Origin of the sequence: Halomonas meridiana (genome assembly GCF_009846525.1) — a bacterium.
Taxonomy (GTDB): Bacteria; Pseudomonadota; Gammaproteobacteria; order Pseudomonadales; family Halomonadaceae; genus Vreelandella.
In genome coordinates this window covers 591992-609844 of record NZ_CP024621.1, presented here as the reverse complement: position 1 = coordinate 609844, position 17853 = coordinate 591992, and the positions used below count along the sequence as shown (strand labels likewise).

At 61.8% G+C, this 17853-nt stretch carries 14 protein-coding genes; all 14 read left to right on the top strand.

Translation table 11 applies throughout. The annotated features are described in order from the left end of the window. The first annotated feature begins 65 nt into the window (after positions 1-65). The 14 genes from CTT34_RS03055 (at position 66) to CTT34_RS02990 (ending at position 17844) form a co-directional block, all read left to right on the top strand. On the top strand, positions 66-1187 hold the full coding sequence (locus tag CTT34_RS03055; RefSeq protein ID WP_159341098.1) for a branched-chain amino acid aminotransferase: 1122 nt from the start codon (positions 66-68) through the stop codon (positions 1185-1187). Positions 1188-1269: 82 nt separating this feature from the next. Further along, on the top strand, positions 1270-1701 hold the full coding sequence (locus CTT34_RS03050; RefSeq protein ID WP_159341096.1) for a DNA polymerase III subunit chi: 432 nt from the start codon (positions 1270-1272) through the stop codon (positions 1699-1701). A 59-nt stretch (positions 1702-1760) separates the two neighbouring features. Further along, positions 1761-2939 carry an MFS transporter gene (locus tag CTT34_RS03045; RefSeq protein ID WP_159341095.1) on the top strand — a complete coding sequence of 393 codons (1179 nt, stop codon included), beginning with the start codon at positions 1761-1763 and terminating at the stop codon, positions 2937-2939. Between the two features lie 71 nt (positions 2940-3010). Continuing rightward, complete coding sequence (locus CTT34_RS03040) at positions 3011-3790, top strand: SapC family protein (RefSeq protein ID WP_159341093.1); 780 nt, start codon at positions 3011-3013, stop codon at positions 3788-3790. Positions 3791-3824: 34 nt separating this feature from the next. Next, positions 3825-5252, top strand: a complete 1428-nt coding sequence (locus CTT34_RS03035; RefSeq protein WP_159341091.1) for a TolC family protein — start codon at positions 3825-3827, stop codon at positions 5250-5252. Further along, positions 5239-7377 (top strand): type I secretion system permease/ATPase, encoded by a 2139-nt coding sequence (locus CTT34_RS03030; RefSeq protein WP_159341089.1) that lies wholly within the window; start codon positions 5239-5241, stop codon positions 7375-7377. Before CTT34_RS03035 ends, CTT34_RS03030 begins: the two co-directional genes overlap by 14 nt. Continuing rightward, the gene (locus tag CTT34_RS03025) at positions 7374-8690 is read left to right on the top strand and encodes an HlyD family type I secretion periplasmic adaptor subunit (protein ID WP_159341087.1); all 1317 of its coding nucleotides are present in this window, start codon (positions 7374-7376) and stop codon (positions 8688-8690) included. Before CTT34_RS03030 ends, CTT34_RS03025 begins: the two co-directional genes overlap by 4 nt. A 106-nt stretch (positions 8691-8796) precedes the next feature. Then, positions 8797-11643, top strand: a complete 2847-nt coding sequence (locus CTT34_RS03020; protein ID WP_159341085.1) for a valine--tRNA ligase — start codon at positions 8797-8799, stop codon at positions 11641-11643. 205 nt (positions 11644-11848) lie between these two features. Then, complete coding sequence (locus CTT34_RS03015) at positions 11849-12898, top strand: aminoglycoside phosphotransferase family protein (protein ID WP_159341083.1); 1050 nt, start codon at positions 11849-11851, stop codon at positions 12896-12898. 24 nt (positions 12899-12922) lie between these two features. Next, positions 12923-14140, top strand: coding sequence for an ABC transporter substrate-binding protein (locus CTT34_RS03010; RefSeq protein WP_159341081.1), 1218 nt, complete (start codon positions 12923-12925; stop codon positions 14138-14140). A gap of 36 nt (positions 14141-14176) precedes the next feature. After that, the gene (locus CTT34_RS03005; protein WP_159341079.1) at positions 14177-15865 is read left to right on the top strand and encodes an ABC transporter permease; all 1689 of its coding nucleotides are present in this window, start codon (positions 14177-14179) and stop codon (positions 15863-15865) included. Positions 15866-15889: 24 nt separating this feature from the next. Continuing rightward, positions 15890-16525: an ATP-binding cassette domain-containing protein gene (locus tag CTT34_RS03000; RefSeq protein WP_159341077.1), complete on the top strand. Its 636-nt coding sequence runs from the start codon at positions 15890-15892 to the stop codon at positions 16523-16525. Continuing rightward, a complete protein-coding gene (locus tag CTT34_RS02995; RefSeq protein ID WP_302476122.1) occupies positions 16512-17231 on the top strand; it encodes a TIGR04283 family arsenosugar biosynthesis glycosyltransferase in 720 nt (239 codons plus the stop codon). Before CTT34_RS03000 ends, CTT34_RS02995 begins: the two co-directional genes overlap by 14 nt. After that, a complete protein-coding gene (locus tag CTT34_RS02990) occupies positions 17221-17844 on the top strand; it encodes a TIGR04282 family arsenosugar biosynthesis glycosyltransferase (protein WP_159341073.1) in 624 nt (207 codons plus the stop codon). Before CTT34_RS02995 ends, CTT34_RS02990 begins: the two co-directional genes overlap by 11 nt. Positions 17845-17853 lie beyond the last annotated feature (9 nt).

The window sequence follows — 17853 nt, the reverse complement described above, 5'->3', positions numbered from 1 at the left end:
CGCCAACCATACGATACGCTTAATAGATGCCCTTCGGGGCTTGGCTCTAGCGGAGAGAACACGCCGTGCCCACAGCTTCAGATGCTCAACTTGAATCGCGTTTTGAAATTTTGCCGTCCAATCAGCCGATGGCCGATGAGATCCGCGATAACATCCTGCAAAACCCAGGGTTTGGTAAACACTTCACCGACCATATGGCCCACGTGCGCTGGACCGTCGATGCCGACTGGCACGGCCACCAAGTACGCCCCTACGGCCCGCTCACCCTCGACCCTGCCGCCTCCGTGCTGCACTACGGCCAGGAAATTTTCGAAGGCATCAAGGCATACCGCCATGCCGATGGCTCTATCTGGACCTTCCGCCCAGAGAAAAACGCCGAGCGTTTTCGCCGCAGCGCCCGCCGCCTAGCGCTGCCCGAGCTTTCCGATGACGACTTCATCGGCTCGCTGAAAGCACTGCTGGCCCAAGACCACGCCTGGGTACCTACCCCAGCCAGCGACGCCGACGAGTGCAGCCTCTACCTTCGCCCGTTTATGATCGCCTCAGAAGCCTTCCTTGGCGTGCGCCCGGCTCACGAAGTGGACTACTACGTGATTGCCTCTCCGGCGGCGGCCTACTTCAAAGGCGGTATCGAGCCGGTCTCTATCTGGCTCTCCTCACACTACAAGCGCGCGGCCCCTGGCGGCACCGGTTTTGCCAAGTGCGGTGGCAACTACGCCGCCTCGCTGGCCGCCCAAAAAGAAGCCGCCGCCAACGGTTGCAGCCAGGTCGCCTTCCTGGACGCTGCTGAAAACAAGTGGATCGAAGAGCTGGGCGGCATGAACCTGTTCTTCGTTTATAAAGATGGCCGCATCGTCACACCGCGCCTGACCGACACCATCTTGGAAGGCGTGACCCGCAACTCTGTCCTCACTCTGGCCAAAGACGCGGGCCTCACCCCCGAAGAGCGCGCGATCAGCATCGACGAGTGGCGCGAAGGTGCCGCCTCCGGCGAGATTACCGAGGTGTTCGCCTGCGGTACGGCTGCCGTGATTACCCCGGTTGGCGAACTGGTCACGGAAAACGAGCGTATTCGTCTTCAGGGTGATGGCAATAACGAAGTGGCCAAGCGCATTCGCAAAACCCTGCTCGACCTTCAGTATGGCCGCAGCGAAGACAAATATGGCTGGCTGACCCGCTTGGTATGACCCTCTAGCGTTACCCAACACCTGGCCGCCACTCACCGTGGCGGCCAGGCTGCCAAGCGCGTTGACCCCGCTGGAGCCACCGATGGCACGCATCGATTTTTATATTCTGCCCGATACCACCCTAGAAGCGCGCTTACAGTTCGCCTGCAAGCTCGCCGAGACGATTCACCGCAAAGGGTATCGACTGCACCTCCACTGCGAAGACAAAGCGCTGGCCGAACAGGCCGACGAAGCGCTATGGCAGTTCCGCGATGATGCTTATCTGCCCCATGCACTGGAAGATAGCGAGCTGGCTGACACTGTGCCCATCACACTCGGCTGGCAGCAGCTACCGGTGCCCACTGAAGAGACGGCGCTGCTGAACCTGCACCCCGATATTCCCGAAGGTATCGAGCACTTCGCTCGGATTGCCGAGATCATCAACCAACACCAACACGTGCTGGTCGCTAAACGCGCCTGCTGGCAGCGCTACAAGGCGCTTGGGCATGAGGTCGTGCCACATAAGCTGGGATAGCGCTCTGCACGTTAAACGTCCCAAGCCCCATAACAACAACTCAATGGATGAGATTGCCGATGCTTTCCCATACCTTTCTAGCCCGCACGCCGCTAGCGGTCATCGTGATTGCCCAGCTGTTTGGCACCTCGCTCTGGTTTAGCGTTAACGGTGTCGGCTTAGCGCTGCAGGAAGCCGTAGGCCTTAGCGAAAGCGACCTCGGGCTGCTCACCATCGCCGTGCAGGCGGGGTTTATTACCGGCACCCTGCTGATTGCGACCACTGGCTTGGCCGACCGCGTGCGCGCCAGCCACCTGTTTGCGATGTCTGCTGTACTGGGCGCGCTGATCAACGCGGCCTTTATTAGCGTCGCAGATAGCGTCACCTTGGCGGCAATGGCACGCTTTTTAGTCGGGCTTTGTCTGGCGGGCATTTATCCGCTGGGCATGAAGCTGGTAGTGAGCTGGACACCCACCCACGCAGGCTCGGCGCTTGGCTGGTTGGTCGGCATGCTCACCCTTGGCATTGCTTCGCCGCACCTGCTGCGCGGGCTCACCCTGCACCTGCCTTGGCAGTGGCCACTGCTGTTGGCCTCTGCCCTTGCTCTCCTGGCAGCGCTGATGATTTTCCAACTAGGCGTGGGGCCACATCTGCCTGCCAAGGCCAACGGCGGGCGACCTTGGGCGGGGCTTGCCGCATTCAAAGAGAAGAACTTCCGCGCCGCCGCGCTGGGTTACTTCGGCCACTGCTGGGAGCTTTACGCCCTCTGGGCGCTGGTGCCTTTTTTGGTCGCCAGAGAGCTGGAACGCTTAGGCGCGGCCCCGGGCCTGCAGCCGTGGCTAAGCTTTGCGGTCATTGCCTTGGGGCTTCCCGGCTGCGTATGGGCAGGCTGGTGGAGCCGACGTATCGGTAGCGCGCGGGTCGCATTTATCGCGTTGGCGGTATCTGGCACCCTGTGTCTTATTTATCCGCTGCTAGGCGGCCTCTCCCCCTGGCTACTGCTGGCGCTGCTTGCCCTATGGGGCGTGAGCGTGATTGCCGACTCGGCCCAATTCTCTGCCTTGGCCTCCGCCAGCGCGCCGCCCGAGCGGCTGGGCGCGGCGCTGGCCATGATGAATGCGATTGGCTTTGGCCTCACGATTCCCTCCATCGCGCTGGTCACGGCGCTATGGGCAAGCCAAGGGCCTTGGGTGATTGGGTGGTTGCTACCTGGGCCCATCATTGGCCTCATCACGATGCGTAGACTGATCACCCGCTGACGGTAGGGGCTACGTTTGGTAAGGTGCCCTCACCATTACCTCTCCACGCCCGATCAAAGAAGGTTGTCGCCATGAACCACGCTGCCCAGTGGGTGCCGCTCAGCCAAGAGCACCACGGCGGTTTAATGTGGCAGCGTTTTACTGCCTACCACTTCGCGCAAACCACTACCCAGGTCGCACTGGCAGACGCTGAGCTTCGCCATGTGGCGGCGAATGTTCCAATCGCGCTAACGGAAACCGCCGAAGGTTGGCAGGCCGTTGCGCTGCTGGGGCTGGAAGATGGCCAGAACCTTCTGGTAGACGACCAGGGGCGCTGGCGGGCAGCCTATGTGCCTGCCGCGCTGCGCGGCCACCCGTTTGGGCTACATTCTAACTATCCTGGCAGGCTGTGTATTGACCAGCACTCGCCCTATGTCGTTGAACGCCTGGATGCCGAGCCTTTTTTCAACCAGCACGGCGAGCTTGCCCGCTTTCCTGCCCAGGTACTGGCATTTCTACAGCAGCGTGAGCAAGGCTGTCAGCGACTTTCCAAGCGTATTAACGCGTTGGCCAAGGCGGCACTGCTGACGCCCTGGCAGCCCCACGGTTATCAAGGCAGCACACCGCTGTATCAAATCGACGAGCGCGCTTGGCAGGCCCTTTCTGCCAAACAAGTAGGGCTTTTCTGGCAATTGGGTGCCGTCCCTTTGGTGTACGCTCTGCTGCAATCGCAACAGCAGCTTGGCCGTTTGCAGCTCTATCAGCAACGCAAGGCGACGGCAGAACCGTCCGTGCCGCCCTCAGATCCCCTTGCCCAATGGCAAGAAGCGCTGAGCAGCGAAGCCGAATATGACTGGCCGAGCGCTACCTAAACGCGCTAAGTACCGATGCTCTTCAGGAACGATAATGAATGTGAACGTAACCAGGTCGCTCATACTCGGCCTACTGCTGGTCAGCCCTCCACTGATTGCTCAACCCGTGCTGGAGGAGCCGCTGGCCGAGATGGCCCCCTTGCCTGCTTCCTCTCTGGATGGCCCGGCTTTTTCGCCTGAGCTTAAAGAACTCCTTGATCGCTTTCGCTGGCAAGCCAGTGAGGCGACGGGCAGCTCTGTGGCACTGGTTGCGTTACGTGAAAAAATTCAGCAAGCCATCGAGCAGCAGCCCGGCATTCTGGCTCAGCGCTCTCGGGAGCGGGAATCCGTGCTGCGCATTGACGAAGTGCGCGCCGTGCGCCGTCCACAGGTGAATGCAGGCCTTGAGTACCGCAACGACCTCCAGCGTACTGAATCACTGCCCGACCGCGGCTCCCGCGTCGATGCCGTGGTCACGCTGAGCCAGCTACTGCTGGATTTCGGCGCGAGTAGCGAACGCGTACGCGCCGCCGACCTCAGCGCAGAAGCGGCGTTTTGGCAGTCCCAGTCTAGCATTGAAGAAGAAGTCCTCTACGCGGTGAACGCTTACCTAGACGTGGCTCGTCTGACCGCCCAGCGCCAATTGGCCGAGCATAACCTTGAGCAGCACCAGCGTATTTTTGAAGACGTGAGCCTACGCCGTGAAGCAGGCGCAGGCTCACGCGCCGACGTTCTGCGCGCGCAAAGCCGCTTGAGCGATGCCGAATCACGCTTGGTCACACTGGAAGGCGAGCTGGCCCGGGCGATCAACGTGTATCAGGAAGCGTTTTTCACCACGCCGGATGTGCTGGCGCTGCCCCAGGGTGCCGCGCTATTAAGCGATGCCAATGCAGACCGCCTGCTAGACAGAGCGCTGGCGCAAAACGCCGCGCTGCGCAGCCAGACGCTCACCAGTGAAGCCAGCGACGCCGAGGCCCAGGCCACCCGGAATGCCCGCCTTCCCAGCCTAAGCGTGGCGGTAGAGGGCCGCCAGTTCGATGTGAACGATTTCAACGAATCCGACAACGACGTCGCGCTGCTCTTTAACGTGGACTACACCCCCTACAGCGGCGGTGCTACCTCCTCGCGGGTTGCCCAGGCGGTCGAGCGCCAGCAGCAGAGCCAGTACGAGCAGCAGGCGCTGCGCCGCGAGCTAGAGCGCGAAGTACGCTCTGCCTACACCGATACCCGCACCCGACGCGCGGAGCTGGAAGCGCAAACCGCCACGCTCGCCGCCGAAGAGGAAGCCCTGCTGGCCTACCGCGACCAGTTTGCCGTTGGCCGCAGTAGCATCAACGACTTGCTCGACGCTCAGCGCGACCTATTTCAAACCGCGCTGGAGCTGATTAACCGCCGAGTGCGCTGGGAACAGGCCGCTTTCCAGCAGCTCGCGGTCACTGGTGAACTGCTGGATGTGATGGAGATTCACCTTGAACGCCGCTAACCCCCATCACGACAACCTAGAGCAGTGCTTGACCTTCGTGGCCGCCCACCTAACGCTGCCCGTTTCTGAAGCTGCCGTGCGTGCTCACCGGGTAGGCAACGAATCACCGCTGACCCCGGACGGCTTCATTGATGCCGCCGAACGCCACGGCATGGTCGCCGCACTGGGCGAGCATACCCTCGCCACCCTGGGTAACTCGCTGCTGCCTGCGGTGGCGCTGCTGAAAAATGGCCGCGCGGTGGTCCTTATCGAGCGTATCGATGAGGAGCGCTTTGCGCTGTTTGATCCGGCCTTGGGGAAACAGCCGGTGGAGACCAACGTAAGCGCCCTGGAAGAGGCGTATATCGGCCACCTCATTGCCGTACGCGCCCGCTACCGCCCGGTCAGCTTAAATAGTGAACCAGCGATTCAAGGCGGCCACTGGTTCTGGAGCGCGCTCTCCTCGAATCGCTGGGTGTATACCCAAGTGATCATTGCCGCCGCGCTCACCAACTTTTTAGGTCTGGCCACGTCGCTGTTCATCATGGTGGTGTACGACCGCGTACTGCCTAACGAAGCGGTAGAGTCGTTGGTGGCACTCACCATCGGTGTGAGTATCGCCCTGCTGTTCGATTTTGCGGTAAAAACCCTGCGCCAGCTGTTTATCGAGCGGGCTGGCCAGGAAGCAGATTTGCGCATGGGACGGCGTATTTTTGATCACGTGCTCAACCTGCAAATGAGCGCGAAGCGTGGCTCCACCGGCGGCTTTGCCAATACCCTCCGAGAGTTTGAGACACTGCGCGACTTCTTCGCCTCGGCGTCGCTGGTTGCCATTGTCGACCTGCCGTTTATCCTGCTGTTTATTGGCGTGATTTATCTGATCGGTGGGCCGCTGGCCATCATCCCCATGATCGCCGTTCCCCTTGTATTGCTGATTGGCATCGCCGTTCAGCCGTTTCTTAAACGCCTTTCTGGTCAAGCCTTTGAGGAGAGCCGTTCCAAGCAGGGCGTGTTGATCGAGGCCGTTGCTGGCTTGGAAACCATCAAGGCCAGCGGTGCGGCACCGATGATTCGTAAACGCTGGGAAGAGAGCGTTCACCAGCAGTCGAATGTAGGGCGTAAAGGGCGCGCGATTCAGCAGTTCGCCCTCAACGCCACTGCCTTTGCCCAGCAGGCCGCCCAGGTCAGCATCGTGGTGTACGGGGTCTTTCTGGTGGGCGATGGCACCATCTCCATGGGGGCCATGATTGCCTGCGTCATTCTCACCGGGCGCGCGCTGGCGCCGCTGGCACAGCTGGCGCAAACCATGACGCGCATCAACCAAGCGCGTACCTCCTACCGCGCGCTCGACCAGTTGATGAACATGCCCTCCGAGCGCCCGGCAGGCCGCCACTACCTCAGCCGCCCCACGCTGGAAGGCAAGCTGCGCCTGCAGGACGTGAGCTTTCGCTACCCCGAGCAAACTACCGCAGCGCTGGCGAATATCAACCTGACCATCGAGCCCGGCGAGAAAGTCGCCCTGCTTGGCCGCGTCGGCTCCGGCAAGAGTACGCTGGCGCGCCTACTGCTGGGCATTTACCCACCGGAACAGGGCGCTGTGCTGGTCGATGATACCGACCTTCGACAAATCGACCCTGCGGATTTACGTCACAACATTGGCAGCGTTCTGCAAGAAGCCTGGCTCTTCTCCGGCACCGTGCGGCAAAACATTGCCATTGGTGCCCACCACCCCACCGATGAGCAGATTCTCAACGCCGCCAAGCTTGCCGGAGCACATGACTTCATTGCCCGCCACCCCAAAGGCTACGACATGCCGATTGGCGAGCGCGGTGAGGGGCTCTCCGGCGGGCAACGGCAGTTGATCTGCCTGGCCCGCGCACTGCTGGGCGCACCGCCGATTCTGCTGATGGATGAGCCCACCAGCGCCATGGATATCCAAACCGAAAAAGAGGTGATTGCGCGCCTGAAAGCCGCGAGCCCAACGCAAACGCTGGTGGTGGTCACCCACCGCACTAGCCTGCTGGAGCTGGTGGACCGCGTGGTGATTCTCGACCAGGGCCAGATCGTCGCCGACGGCCCCAAAGCCCAGGTCATGCGCCCTGTGGAAGCCGCTCCCCACCGCTCGCGTGAAGGAACTGCCCAGTGAACCGTCCTACTTCTCAACTGGATTTTGAGCATTTCGTACGTCACGGACGTGCCAAGCGCCCCATCGGCAGTAGCCTGTTACTGCTCACGATCATCGCGTTTCTGCTGATTGGCTTTGTTTGGGCCTATCTCACGGAAGTGGATGAAGTCACCCGCGGCCAGGGCAAAGTGGTGCCTTCGCGCAGCCTGCAAGTGGTCGAAAGCTTGGAAGGCGGCGTGGTCACGGAGATCAACGTGCGCCGGGGCGATACGGTGGCCCAAGGCGATACGCTCATGGTGCTCAGCGGTGGCACGCTTAGAGGTGATTACGAAGAGAGCCTCCAGCGCTTGCGTTCGTTACAACTGCGTATCCAGCGTTTAGAGGCCGAAATCAGCCAAACGCCGCTGGCGCTGGATGAGGCCCTGAGCCAAGCAGCCCCCAGCGTGGCCGCCAGCGAAACGCGGCTCTTTCATGGCCGCCAATTAGAACTGAATGCGGAGCTACAGGTGCTAGAGCAGCAGGGCTACCAGCGACGCCAAGAGACAGCGGAGCTGGAAGCCGCCCTTAGCACAGCCCGCTCAGGCGTTCAGCTGGCCGAACAGGAGCTAGCGATCATCCAACCGCTGGCCCAGCGCGGCATCGAACCGGAAACCTCGCTACTGCGGGTGCGCCAATCGCTCAATGAGCTGCGGGGTGAAGTGGCCCGTCAGCAGAGCGCCGTGGCGCGCGCCGAGGCGTCGATTGCGGAAATCGAAGATCGCAAGGTGGCGGCACGCAACGCCTTCGAGGCCGATGCGTTAGCCCAGCTGGCCGAAGCGACCTCCCAAGTCGCCGAGCTGCAAAAAACCCTGCCGGGGCGTGCGGACCAAGTCGCCCGCACCACGATTCGCTCGCCGGTAGACGGCGTGGTCAATCAAGTACACATCAGTACGGTGGGCGGCGTGGCAGGTTCTGGCGAGCCGCTGGTGGAAGTGGTGCCTGCCGATGATGCCCTGGTAGTAGAAGCGCATATTCGCCCGTCCGATATCGCCTTTCTCTACCCCGGCCAGCCGGTCAAAGTAAAACTGACCGCCTACGACTTTGCCCGTTACGGAGGCTTGGACGGCGAGCTGGTGACCATCGCCGCCGACGCGGTAGAAATGCCGGAAAGCGGCGAGCTGATGTATCCCGTGGAAGTGCGTACCGACGGCTATCTTTACGACGCCGATAACCAGCCTTTGGATATCATGCCGGGGATGGTGGCAGAAATCGACATTCTCAGCGGCAAACGCAGCGTGCTGGACTACCTAATGGAGCCCGTGGTGAAAGTCCGCGACCGCGCACTGCGCGACTAAACGCTATACCGAGCGCCCCTGAAAGCAAGATGCAACGCCCCTGACGAGCGCGGGGCGTTCGCGCTATACTTGCTCCCATTTTTTGCAAGCCGTGAGCCGACTCCCCATGGAAAAGACCTACCAACCTGAACAGATCGAAACCCGCTGGTACGAACGCTGGGAAGCCGATAACCGCTTCGCCCCGTCTGGCCGCGGCAAGCCCTTCTCGATCATGATTCCGCCGCCCAACGTGACCGGCAGCCTGCACATGGGCCACGCGTTCCAGGACACCATCATGGACACCCTGACGCGCTGGAAGCGGATGCAGGGCAACAACACCCTGTGGCAGGTAGGCACCGACCACGCCGGTATCGCCACGCAGATGCTGGTAGAGCGTAAGATTGCCGCCGAAGAAGGCAAAACCCGCCACGATCTCGGCCGCGATGCGTTCATCGATAAAGTGTGGGAGTGGAAGGAGGAGTCCGGCGGCCACATTACCCGCCAGCTGCGCCGCATGGGCGCCAGCGTCGACTGGAGCCGTGAACGCTTCACCATGGACGACGGCTTCTACAAAGCGGTTCAGGAAGTCTTTGTGCGCCTGCATGAAGAGAAGCTAATTTATCGCGGCAAGCGCTTGGTGAACTGGGACCCTACCCTGCACACCGCCATTTCCGACCTGGAAGTGGAAAACAAAGAGCAGCAGGGCAGCTTCTGGCACTTCCGCTACCCGCTGGCCGACGGCGTCAAAACCGACGACGGCAAGGATTACGTGGTGGTCGCCACCACCCGCCCGGAAACCCTGCTGGGCGATACCGGCGTGGCGGTTAACCCGGAAGACTCGCGCTACGCCTCCTTGGTGGGCAAATTCATCGAACTGCCGCTGGTAGGTCGCCGTATTCCTATCGTGGCGGACGAGCACGCCGATATGGAGAAAGGCTCCGGCTGCGTGAAGATCACCCCGGCCCACGACTTTAACGACTACGAAGTCGGCAAGCGCCAGAACCATCTGCTGATCAACGTCTTCACCAAAGATGCGACGATTCTTGAGCAGGCGGAAATTTTCGACCTGAAAGGTCAACCGCAGCCTGATGAAGACGCCACCTTGCCGGCCAAATACGCGGGCTTGGATCGTTTCGAAGCGCGCAAACAGATCGTCGCCGATATGGATGCCCTCGGCCTGCTGGTGCAGGTAGAGAGCGTTAACAACACCCTGCCCTACGGCGACCGCTCCGGCGATGTCATCGAGCCGCTGCTCACCGATCAGTGGTTCGTGGCCGTAGAGAGCCTCGCCAAGCCCGCCATCGAAGCGGTAGAGAACGGCGACATTCAGTTCGTGCCGAAGAACTACGAGAACATGTACTTCGCCTGGATGCGTGACCTGCAGGACTGGTGTATTTCTCGCCAGCTGTGGTGGGGCCACCGCATTCCCGCTTGGTACGACGCCGACGGCAATGTTTACGTAGCCAGGAGCGAAGAGGAAGCCCGCGAGAAGCATGGCCTGGGCGCTGACGTGGCGCTGACCCAAGACGAAGACGTGCTGGACACCTGGTTCAGCTCGGGCCTGTGGACATTTGGCACCCTGGGCTGGCCGGAAAAAACCCCGGAGCTGGACACCTTCCACCCCTCCAGCGTACTGGTAACGGGGTTTGACATCATCTTCTTCTGGGTCGCCCGGATGATCATGATGACGCTGAAATTCACTGGCGAAGTGCCCTTCAAAACCGTTTACGTACATGGCCTAGTGCGCGACGGCCAGGGTCAGAAGATGTCCAAATCCAAGGGCAACGTGCTGGACCCTATCGACCTGATCGATGGCATCACGCTGGATGACCTGCTGGAAAAGCGCACCGGCAACATGATGCAGCCCCAGAAGGCCAAAGCGATTGCCAAAGCCACCAAAGAAGAATTTAAAGACGGTATCGAAGCCCACGGCACCGATGCGCTGCGCTTTACGTTCCTTTCCCAGGCCACCACCGGGCGCGATATCAAGTTCGATATGAACCGCCTAGACGGCTACCGCAACTTCTGCAACAAGCTGTGGAACGCCTCGCGCTACGTGTTGATGAATGCCGAAGGCGAAGATTGCGGCACCAGCGGCGAAGAAGTGGAGCTGTCGCTAGCCGATCGCTGGATCATCTCCCAGCTACAGAAAACCGAAGCGCAAGTCACCAAAGCCATGGACGAGTATCGCTTCGACCACGCGTCCCAAGCGCTGTACGAGTTTGTTTGGAACGAGTACTGCGACTGGTACCTGGAGCTTTCCAAGCCGGTCCTGTGGGACGAAGCGGCCAGTGCCGACGCCAAACGCGGCACCCGCCGCACCTTGGTGCGGGTACTGGAAACTATCCTGCGCTTGGCTCACCCGATGATGCCCTATATTTCTGAAGAGATCTGGCAGCGCGTGGCACCGCTGGCGGGCACCTATGTGGGCGACGATGCCTCCATCATGCATCAGGCGTGGCCGGAAGCCGACGAGAGCAAGATCGACGAGCAGGCCACCCGCGATATCGAGTGGCTGAAAGGCGTGATCATCGCGGTGCGCAACATCCGCGCCGAGATGAACATCGCCCCCGGTAAGCCGCTGGATGTGCTGCTGACCAAAGGCCAGCCCGAAGACGCCGAACGCCTGGAGCAGAACCGCCGCTTCCTGGCCAAGCTAGCGAAACTGGAAAGTGTGACGTGGCTGGCCAACCCAGAAGACGCCCCGCTTTCAGCCACGCAGCTGGTCGGCGATATGGAAGTGCTGGTGCCGATGGCGGACCTGATCGATAAAGACGCGGAGCTTGCTCGCCTCGCCAAAGAGATCGAGAAACAGGACAAGCTCATCGGTGGCATCAAGAAGAAGCTGGGCAACGAAGGCTTTATCGCCAAAGCCCCCGACGCCGTGATCGAGAAAGAGCGCGGCAAACTGGCGGAATTCCAGTCCGCCAAAAAGCTGCTCGAAGAGCAGCAGGCGAAGATTGCTGCGATGTAAGTCAGCGCTGACGGCAGTAGTTCAACGGCACCCCCTGGGGTGCCGTTGTCGTTAATGCGCCTCGCAATCCCAACCGCTGCGCGCAGCGTCATCGTTTTTTATGATGAAGCGTGTAAGGTTGGTCATGATTCTGCCACTGAGTGGCAACACCGAAGGTTCAGCCATCGTTAATTCGGCTACCGTTTCTCACACTACGGAATGCGCTATGTCCACACTCTCTGAGGATCAACTGCAGGCATTAGACACGACCCTGCAGCAAGCGGAGATCGACTACCAATCGCTGTCGCCCATGGCCGATACCGGCCTGGCCCATGACCACGTGTGGATTCACCGCGAAGGGGACGACTGGGTGGCGCGACTGCCCAAGCAGAGCCAGATGAACCTGCCGCCAGCGGAAAACTTGACGTATCAAGCCGCCTGCTACGAACGGGCCAGCCACGGCGGGCACACGCCACGCCTATACGGTGTACTACCACCTAGCGAAGCGCTGCCACGCGGCGCGCTGCTGGTCGAGGCGATTCGCGGGCGCTTGGCCGAACTCCCCCAGGACCTGCCTGCCATTGCCGACACACTCGCCAGCCTGCACCGCCAGCCGCTGCCTCGCCAGCGCCCGCCGCTGCTGGCCCCCAAATCGCCTTGGCAGGCCATGGTGGAGGAGGTGTCTCAGCAGGCCCAGTGGTTGAGCGATGCCCAGCTCCCCAGCGGTATTCACCTGCGTATTCAGCAGGAGCTGGATTTACTGCCCCGCACGCTGGACGACGCCGCTCCTACGCTGATCAGCTTTGATACGCACCCCGGCAACTTTTTAATCACCGACGATGGCCGGGCGGTGCTGGTGGATCTCGAGAAGTGCCGCTATGGCCTGCCGGGCATCGATTTGGCCCACACCTCGCTCTACACCTCGACCACCTGGGACCTCAATAGCCAAGCGGTACTCAGCCTGGAGGAGGTTGTTGGGTTCTATCGTCGCTGGCAGGCTGCGATGGTCACAGCGCCTGAGATTACGTTGCCAAGTGTGGATACGCTGATTGCTTGCCGACGCGCCACCTGGCTGTGGTCGCTCACCTGGTGTGCCAAGTGGCGCGCTCAGCACCTACATCGCCAGGATGACGAGCGCCGGGGCGAGGATTGGTCGGCCGAGCTGACCGATGCGGTCGTGATCGACCACGTGCGCGACCGTGTCGAGCACTACCTCTCGCTGCCCATTATCGAACACGTCCACAGTGAACTGCAGTGCCTACAAACCGCTCTATAACCAACTGATTTGATGAGGTGTGCGATGAAACCACGCTCTGCTCTGGCCACCGCCGTGGCGCTTGCTCTAGTCACCTTCACCGCCCCTGCGGTCGCCGCCCCCGACCCGCAAGAGTGGGAGAGCGTACTGGACGCCGCCGACGGCCAAACCGTGTACTGGAATGCCTGGGGCGGCGACGCGCGCACCAATCGCTACATTGCCTGGGTCGCAGAGCAGATGCAGGAGAGCTATGGCGTTCGCGTGGAGCACGTGAAACTCGACGACACCAGCAGCGCCGTGGCGCGGGTATTGGGTGAGCAGCAGGCGGGGAACGACAGCGAGGGCAGCATCGACTTGATTTGGATCAACGGCGAAAACTTCGCCGCCATGCGCGAGCAAGACCTGCTGTTTGGGCCTTTTGCGGAATCGCTGCCGAACTTCGCCCTCACTTACCCTGACGAAAACCCCGAAGTCGTCACCGACTTCACCCTGCCCACCGAAGGCTACGAGTCCCCCTGGGGCAAAGCGCAAATCACCTTCTACTACGACAGCGCGCAAACCGACACGCCGCCTCAAAGCATTGCGGCGCTACTCGGCTGGGCCAAAGAGCATCCCGGCCAGTTTAGCTATCCGCGTATTCCCGATTTCACCGGCAGCACGTTCCTCAAGCAGGCGCTGATCGAGCTGACCGATCAAGATGAAGCGCTTTACGCGCCGGTCGAAGACGCCGATTTCGAGGAGATCACCGAACCGCTGTGGGCCTATTTAGACGAGCTTCACCCGCATTTATGGCGCAGTGGCCGTAGCTTTCCCGAATCCGGCCCCAACCTTCGCACGCTAATGAGCGACGGCGAACTCAGCCTCGCTTTCTCGTTCTACCCCACCGATGCCGCCGTGGCGGTGATGGAGTATGAGCTGCCGGAAAGCGTGCGTAGCTATGTGTTGGAAGGCGGCACCCTGGGTAACGTGCACTTCGTGGCGATTCCCTACAACTCACCCCATAAAGCGGGTGCAATGGCGCTAGCCAACTTCCTGCTCTCCCCGGAGGCGCAAGCCCAGAAGCAGTCGCTCAGCATGTGGGGCGACCGCAGCGTGTTAGCGATCCAGCAGCTTGAGCCGAGCGACCAGGCGCTCTTCGAGCAGGTCGAGAGCCACCCAGCAGCACTGCCCGCCGATGCGCTCTCCAACACCCTTGCCGAACCCCACCCCAGTTGGATGAACGCCCTTCAGGATGCTTGGCTTGAGCGTTACGGTGTCAACTAAACGCACGACTCACACCCGCATGCGACTCACTGAACCATGCTGCGGCTAGCGCCTCTTCTGATCATTGCCCTGCTGGTGATTCCCGTCACCGCAGGGCTTGGCATGGTGTTGCTGCCTGCTTTTGGCTACCTGCCGGTACTGGGGAGCGAGCAGGCCAACCTCTCCGCTTGGCAAATGCTGTTCGCCCAGCCGGGGCTTGGCCGCTCGGTGGCGGTGAGCTTTGCCAGCGGCTTGGCCAGTACGGCGCTGGCGCTGCTGATCGTCGTGCTGTTTTTAGCTGCCAGCCAAGGCACTTGGCTGGACCGCAGCCTACGCCGCTTGGTGTCGCCCCTGCTGGCAATTCCCCACGCGGCGGTGGCGTTCGGCTTTGCGTTTTTAATCGCGCCTTCCGGGCTGATGGCACGGCTTATCTCCCCCTGGCTCTCCGGCTGGGAAGCGCCTCCCGATGCGCTGATCGTGAACGACCCCTGGGGGCTTGCGCTCACCTTCGGCCTGGTACTCAAAGAAGCCCCGTTTCTCTTGTTAATGAGCCTGGCGGCGCTGCCCCAGTTACAGGCGGAACAGCGCCTGCGGCTGGCGCGGTCGCTGGGTTACGCGCCCACGATTGCCTGGCTCAAAGTGGTGCTTCCTTCGCTCTATCCATTGATACGCCTACCTATCTACGCGGTCATTGCCTACGCCACGTCGGTGGTGGATATGGCGCTGATTTTGGGGCCGCGCTTGCCGCCCACCTTGAGCGTCTCGATTCTTGGCTGGTTTAGCGATCCGGACATTACCCACCGTTTTATGGCATCAGCCGCCGCGGTACTGCAACTGGGCGTGACGCTGGCCGCGCTGCTGAGCTGGTGGCTGTTAGAGCAGCTAGCCCGCAGGCTGAGCCAGCGCTGGCTGACCAACGGCGACCGGCAGTGGGGGGAAGCCCTCTTCACCGTAACAGGCCGAGCGGGGCTAACCCTGGCAAGCCTGGCCGCGCTGGCCGCGCTGATCGGGTTAGGGCTTTTCTCGGTGGCCGGGTTTTGGCGTTTTCCTGAGCTGCTGCCGCAGTCGTTTACCTTCGACCACTGGCAGCGCAGCGCCGACATGCTGGCCGGGCCGCTGGTGAATACCGCGCTGATTGCGCTGCTCTCGACCGGCTTGGCGGCCGCGTTGGTCGTCGCCACTCTTGAAAACGAGCAGCGCCAGCAGATTCACCCTACCCGTTCGCTCTGGCTACTCTACTTGCCGCTGCTGGTGCCGCAAATCGCATTTTTATATGGCTTAGTGGTAGCCGCCGAACGCCTGGGCATTCGCCCCCAGCTAGCGCTGGTGGTGTCGGGCCACCTGCTGTTCGTGCTGCCTTATGTGTATCTCTCGCTAGCCGAGGCCTACCGCCGCTTAGATCCTCGCTGGCTCTACATTGCGCAGTCGCTGGGCGTCTCGCGCCGCCGGGCGTTTTGGCGCGTGCGGCTGCCGCTCCTGCTCGCCCCGCTGCTGACCGCCGTGGCGGTGGGTTTGGCGGTCAGTATTGGCCAATATTTACCCACCCAACTATTAGGCGCAGGCAGAGTACCAACAGTGACCACCGAAGCCGTGGCGCTGGCCTCCGGAGGAAACCGCCGCTTAATCGGCGTGTGGGCGCTGGTGCAAGCGGGCCTGCCGCTTGTAGGCTTTATGGCCGCCGTCGCACTGCCCCGGTGGCTAGGCGCTCCACGCCGTGTCCCTCTCAACGTTCAACGCCAAGGTTAAGACGCCCTGTGGATAAGGAACCCCGTGAATAACGCTGCCAATGCCCTGACCCTAGAGCAAGTAAGCATTCACTTAGCTGGCCGCCCGCTGCTGCATGTGGACGCCACGGTGGCCCCCGGCGAAGTGCTCACCGTGATGGGCCCCTCGGGTTCCGGCAAATCGACACTGCTGGCCTTTATCGCCGGCTTTTTACACAGCACGTTCTCCGCCCAAGGGCAGGTTCGCCTTGGCGACACCGACGTACTCAGCCTGCCCGCCGAGCAGCGCGGCGTTGGCCTGCTGTTTCAAGACCCGCTGCTGTTTCCCCACTTGAGCGTCGGCGGCAACCTGCACTTTGGCCTGCCCCATCGCAGCCCGCAAAAGAGCGCGCAGATTGCCAAAGCGCTCGATCAGGTAGGGCTTACGGGGTTTGAAGCCCGCGACCCGGCCACGCTCTCTGGCGGGCAGCAGGCTAGGGTAGCGTTGATGCGTTTGCTGCTCTCCCAGCCTCGCGCCGTGCTGCTGGATGAACCTTTCTCCAAACTCGATACGGCGCTGCGCCAAGAGATGCGCACGCTGGTTTTCGGCCAACTGCGGGAGGCGGGCCTGCCTGCCCTGCTCGTTACCCATGACGAAGCCGATGCCACCGTTGCAGGAGGGCCGATCATTGCCCTTGGCTGATCCACACCCCGCGCCTGCGTCCCTGAGCATCATCATTCCCATGCTCAATGAGGCAGCGGGTATTCAGGCAACGCTCACGCGGCTGCAACCGCTGCGCGCCTCAGGCGTTCAACTCCTCGTCGTGGATGGTGGCAGCACCGATGCCAGCGTGGCCCTCGCAGCACCGCTGGCCGATGCGGTACTCAGCAGCGCCCCCGGACGAGCACGGCAAATGAACCTGGGTGCGCAGCACGCCCACGCCCCGGCGCTGCTTTTTTTGCATGCCGATACCCAACTGCCCCCCGGCGAAGAGCAGCGTGCGGTGGTAGATCTACAAAAGGCGCTGGCCCAACACGCTTGGGGGCGATTCGATATTCAGCTCACGGGGCGAAGCCATTGGCTGCCGGTGGTCGCGAGCTTGATGAACCTGCGCTCGCGGATTAGCGGTATCGCGACCGGCGACCAAGGCATCTTTGTGCGCCGCGATACGTTTTGCGCGCTGGGCGGTTTTCCCAATCAGCCGCTGATGGAAGACATCGAACTCAGCAAACGCCTGAAGGCGCACTCGCCCCCCGCCTGCCTGCGCCAGAAGGTGATAAGCTCGGGCAGGCGCTGGGACGAGTTCGGCGCTTGGCCCACCATTCGCCTCATGTGGCGGCTACGCTACCGCTATTGGCGCGGTGTCAGCGCCACTCAATTGGCTAAGGAGTACCGCGATGCACGTTAAGCTCGCCGCGCCCCACCTGCACCTGCTGGCCAAAGCGCCGCTGCCGGGGCAGGCCAAGACGCGTTTGATCCCCTGCTTGGGCGCAGAGGGCGCCGCCAAAGCCCACGCCGCCATGGTGCGACACTGTGTTGCCACCGGCTGCGAAGCGCTGGGGGCGGAGAATGTTACGCTGTGGACCTCGTTAGACCACCACCACCCACTATTTTTAGAGCTTCAGGCCCAACACGGCATGGCCTTGGCCGCCCAAGAGCAGGGCGATGTGGGCAGGCGCGTTCGCCATGCACTGAACAGCACCGACGGCCCCGCCATGGTGATGGGCACCGACTGCCCCAGTATTACCAGCGCCATGCTCAAACGCTGCCGAGCGGCGTTGAGCACCTTTGCCGTGGTGATTCTACCGGCTGAGGATGGCGGCTACGGGCTGATTGGCAGCCACCAGGATCACCCCAGCCTGTTTGAAGACATTCCCTGGGGCACCGAACAGGTATTGAGCGTGACGCAAGCGCGCCTGGCGGCGCTGGGCCTGGAAGCCGCCTACCCAGATACCATGTGGGACATCGACCGCCCCGAAGATTGGCAGCGCTGGCAGCAGTTGCGTCACGCCAGCGTGTAAGGAAACGTT

What these genes read in the sequence shown, in the direction of transcription:
- CTT34_RS03050 (WP_159341096.1), top strand. Translation starts at nt 1,270, where the DNA reads ATGGCACGCATCGATTTTTATATTCTGCCCGATACCACCCTAGAAGCG.
- CTT34_RS03045 (WP_159341095.1), top strand. Translation starts at nt 1,761, where the DNA reads ATGCTTTCCCATACCTTTCTAGCCCGCACGCCGCTAGCGGTCATCGTG.
- CTT34_RS03040 (WP_159341093.1), top strand. Translation starts at nt 3,011, where the DNA reads ATGAACCACGCTGCCCAGTGGGTGCCGCTCAGCCAAGAGCACCACGGC.
- CTT34_RS03035 (WP_159341091.1), top strand. Translation starts at nt 3,825, where the DNA reads ATGAATGTGAACGTAACCAGGTCGCTCATACTCGGCCTACTGCTGGTC.
- CTT34_RS03020 (WP_159341085.1), top strand. Translation starts at nt 8,797, where the DNA reads ATGGAAAAGACCTACCAACCTGAACAGATCGAAACCCGCTGGTACGAA.
- CTT34_RS03015 (WP_159341083.1), top strand. Translation starts at nt 11,849, where the DNA reads ATGTCCACACTCTCTGAGGATCAACTGCAGGCATTAGACACGACCCTG.
- CTT34_RS03010 (WP_159341081.1), top strand. Translation starts at nt 12,923, where the DNA reads ATGAAACCACGCTCTGCTCTGGCCACCGCCGTGGCGCTTGCTCTAGTC.
- CTT34_RS03005 (WP_159341079.1), top strand. Translation starts at nt 14,177, where the DNA reads ATGCTGCGGCTAGCGCCTCTTCTGATCATTGCCCTGCTGGTGATTCCC.
- CTT34_RS02990 (WP_159341073.1), top strand. Translation starts at nt 17,221, where the DNA reads ATGCACGTTAAGCTCGCCGCGCCCCACCTGCACCTGCTGGCCAAAGCG.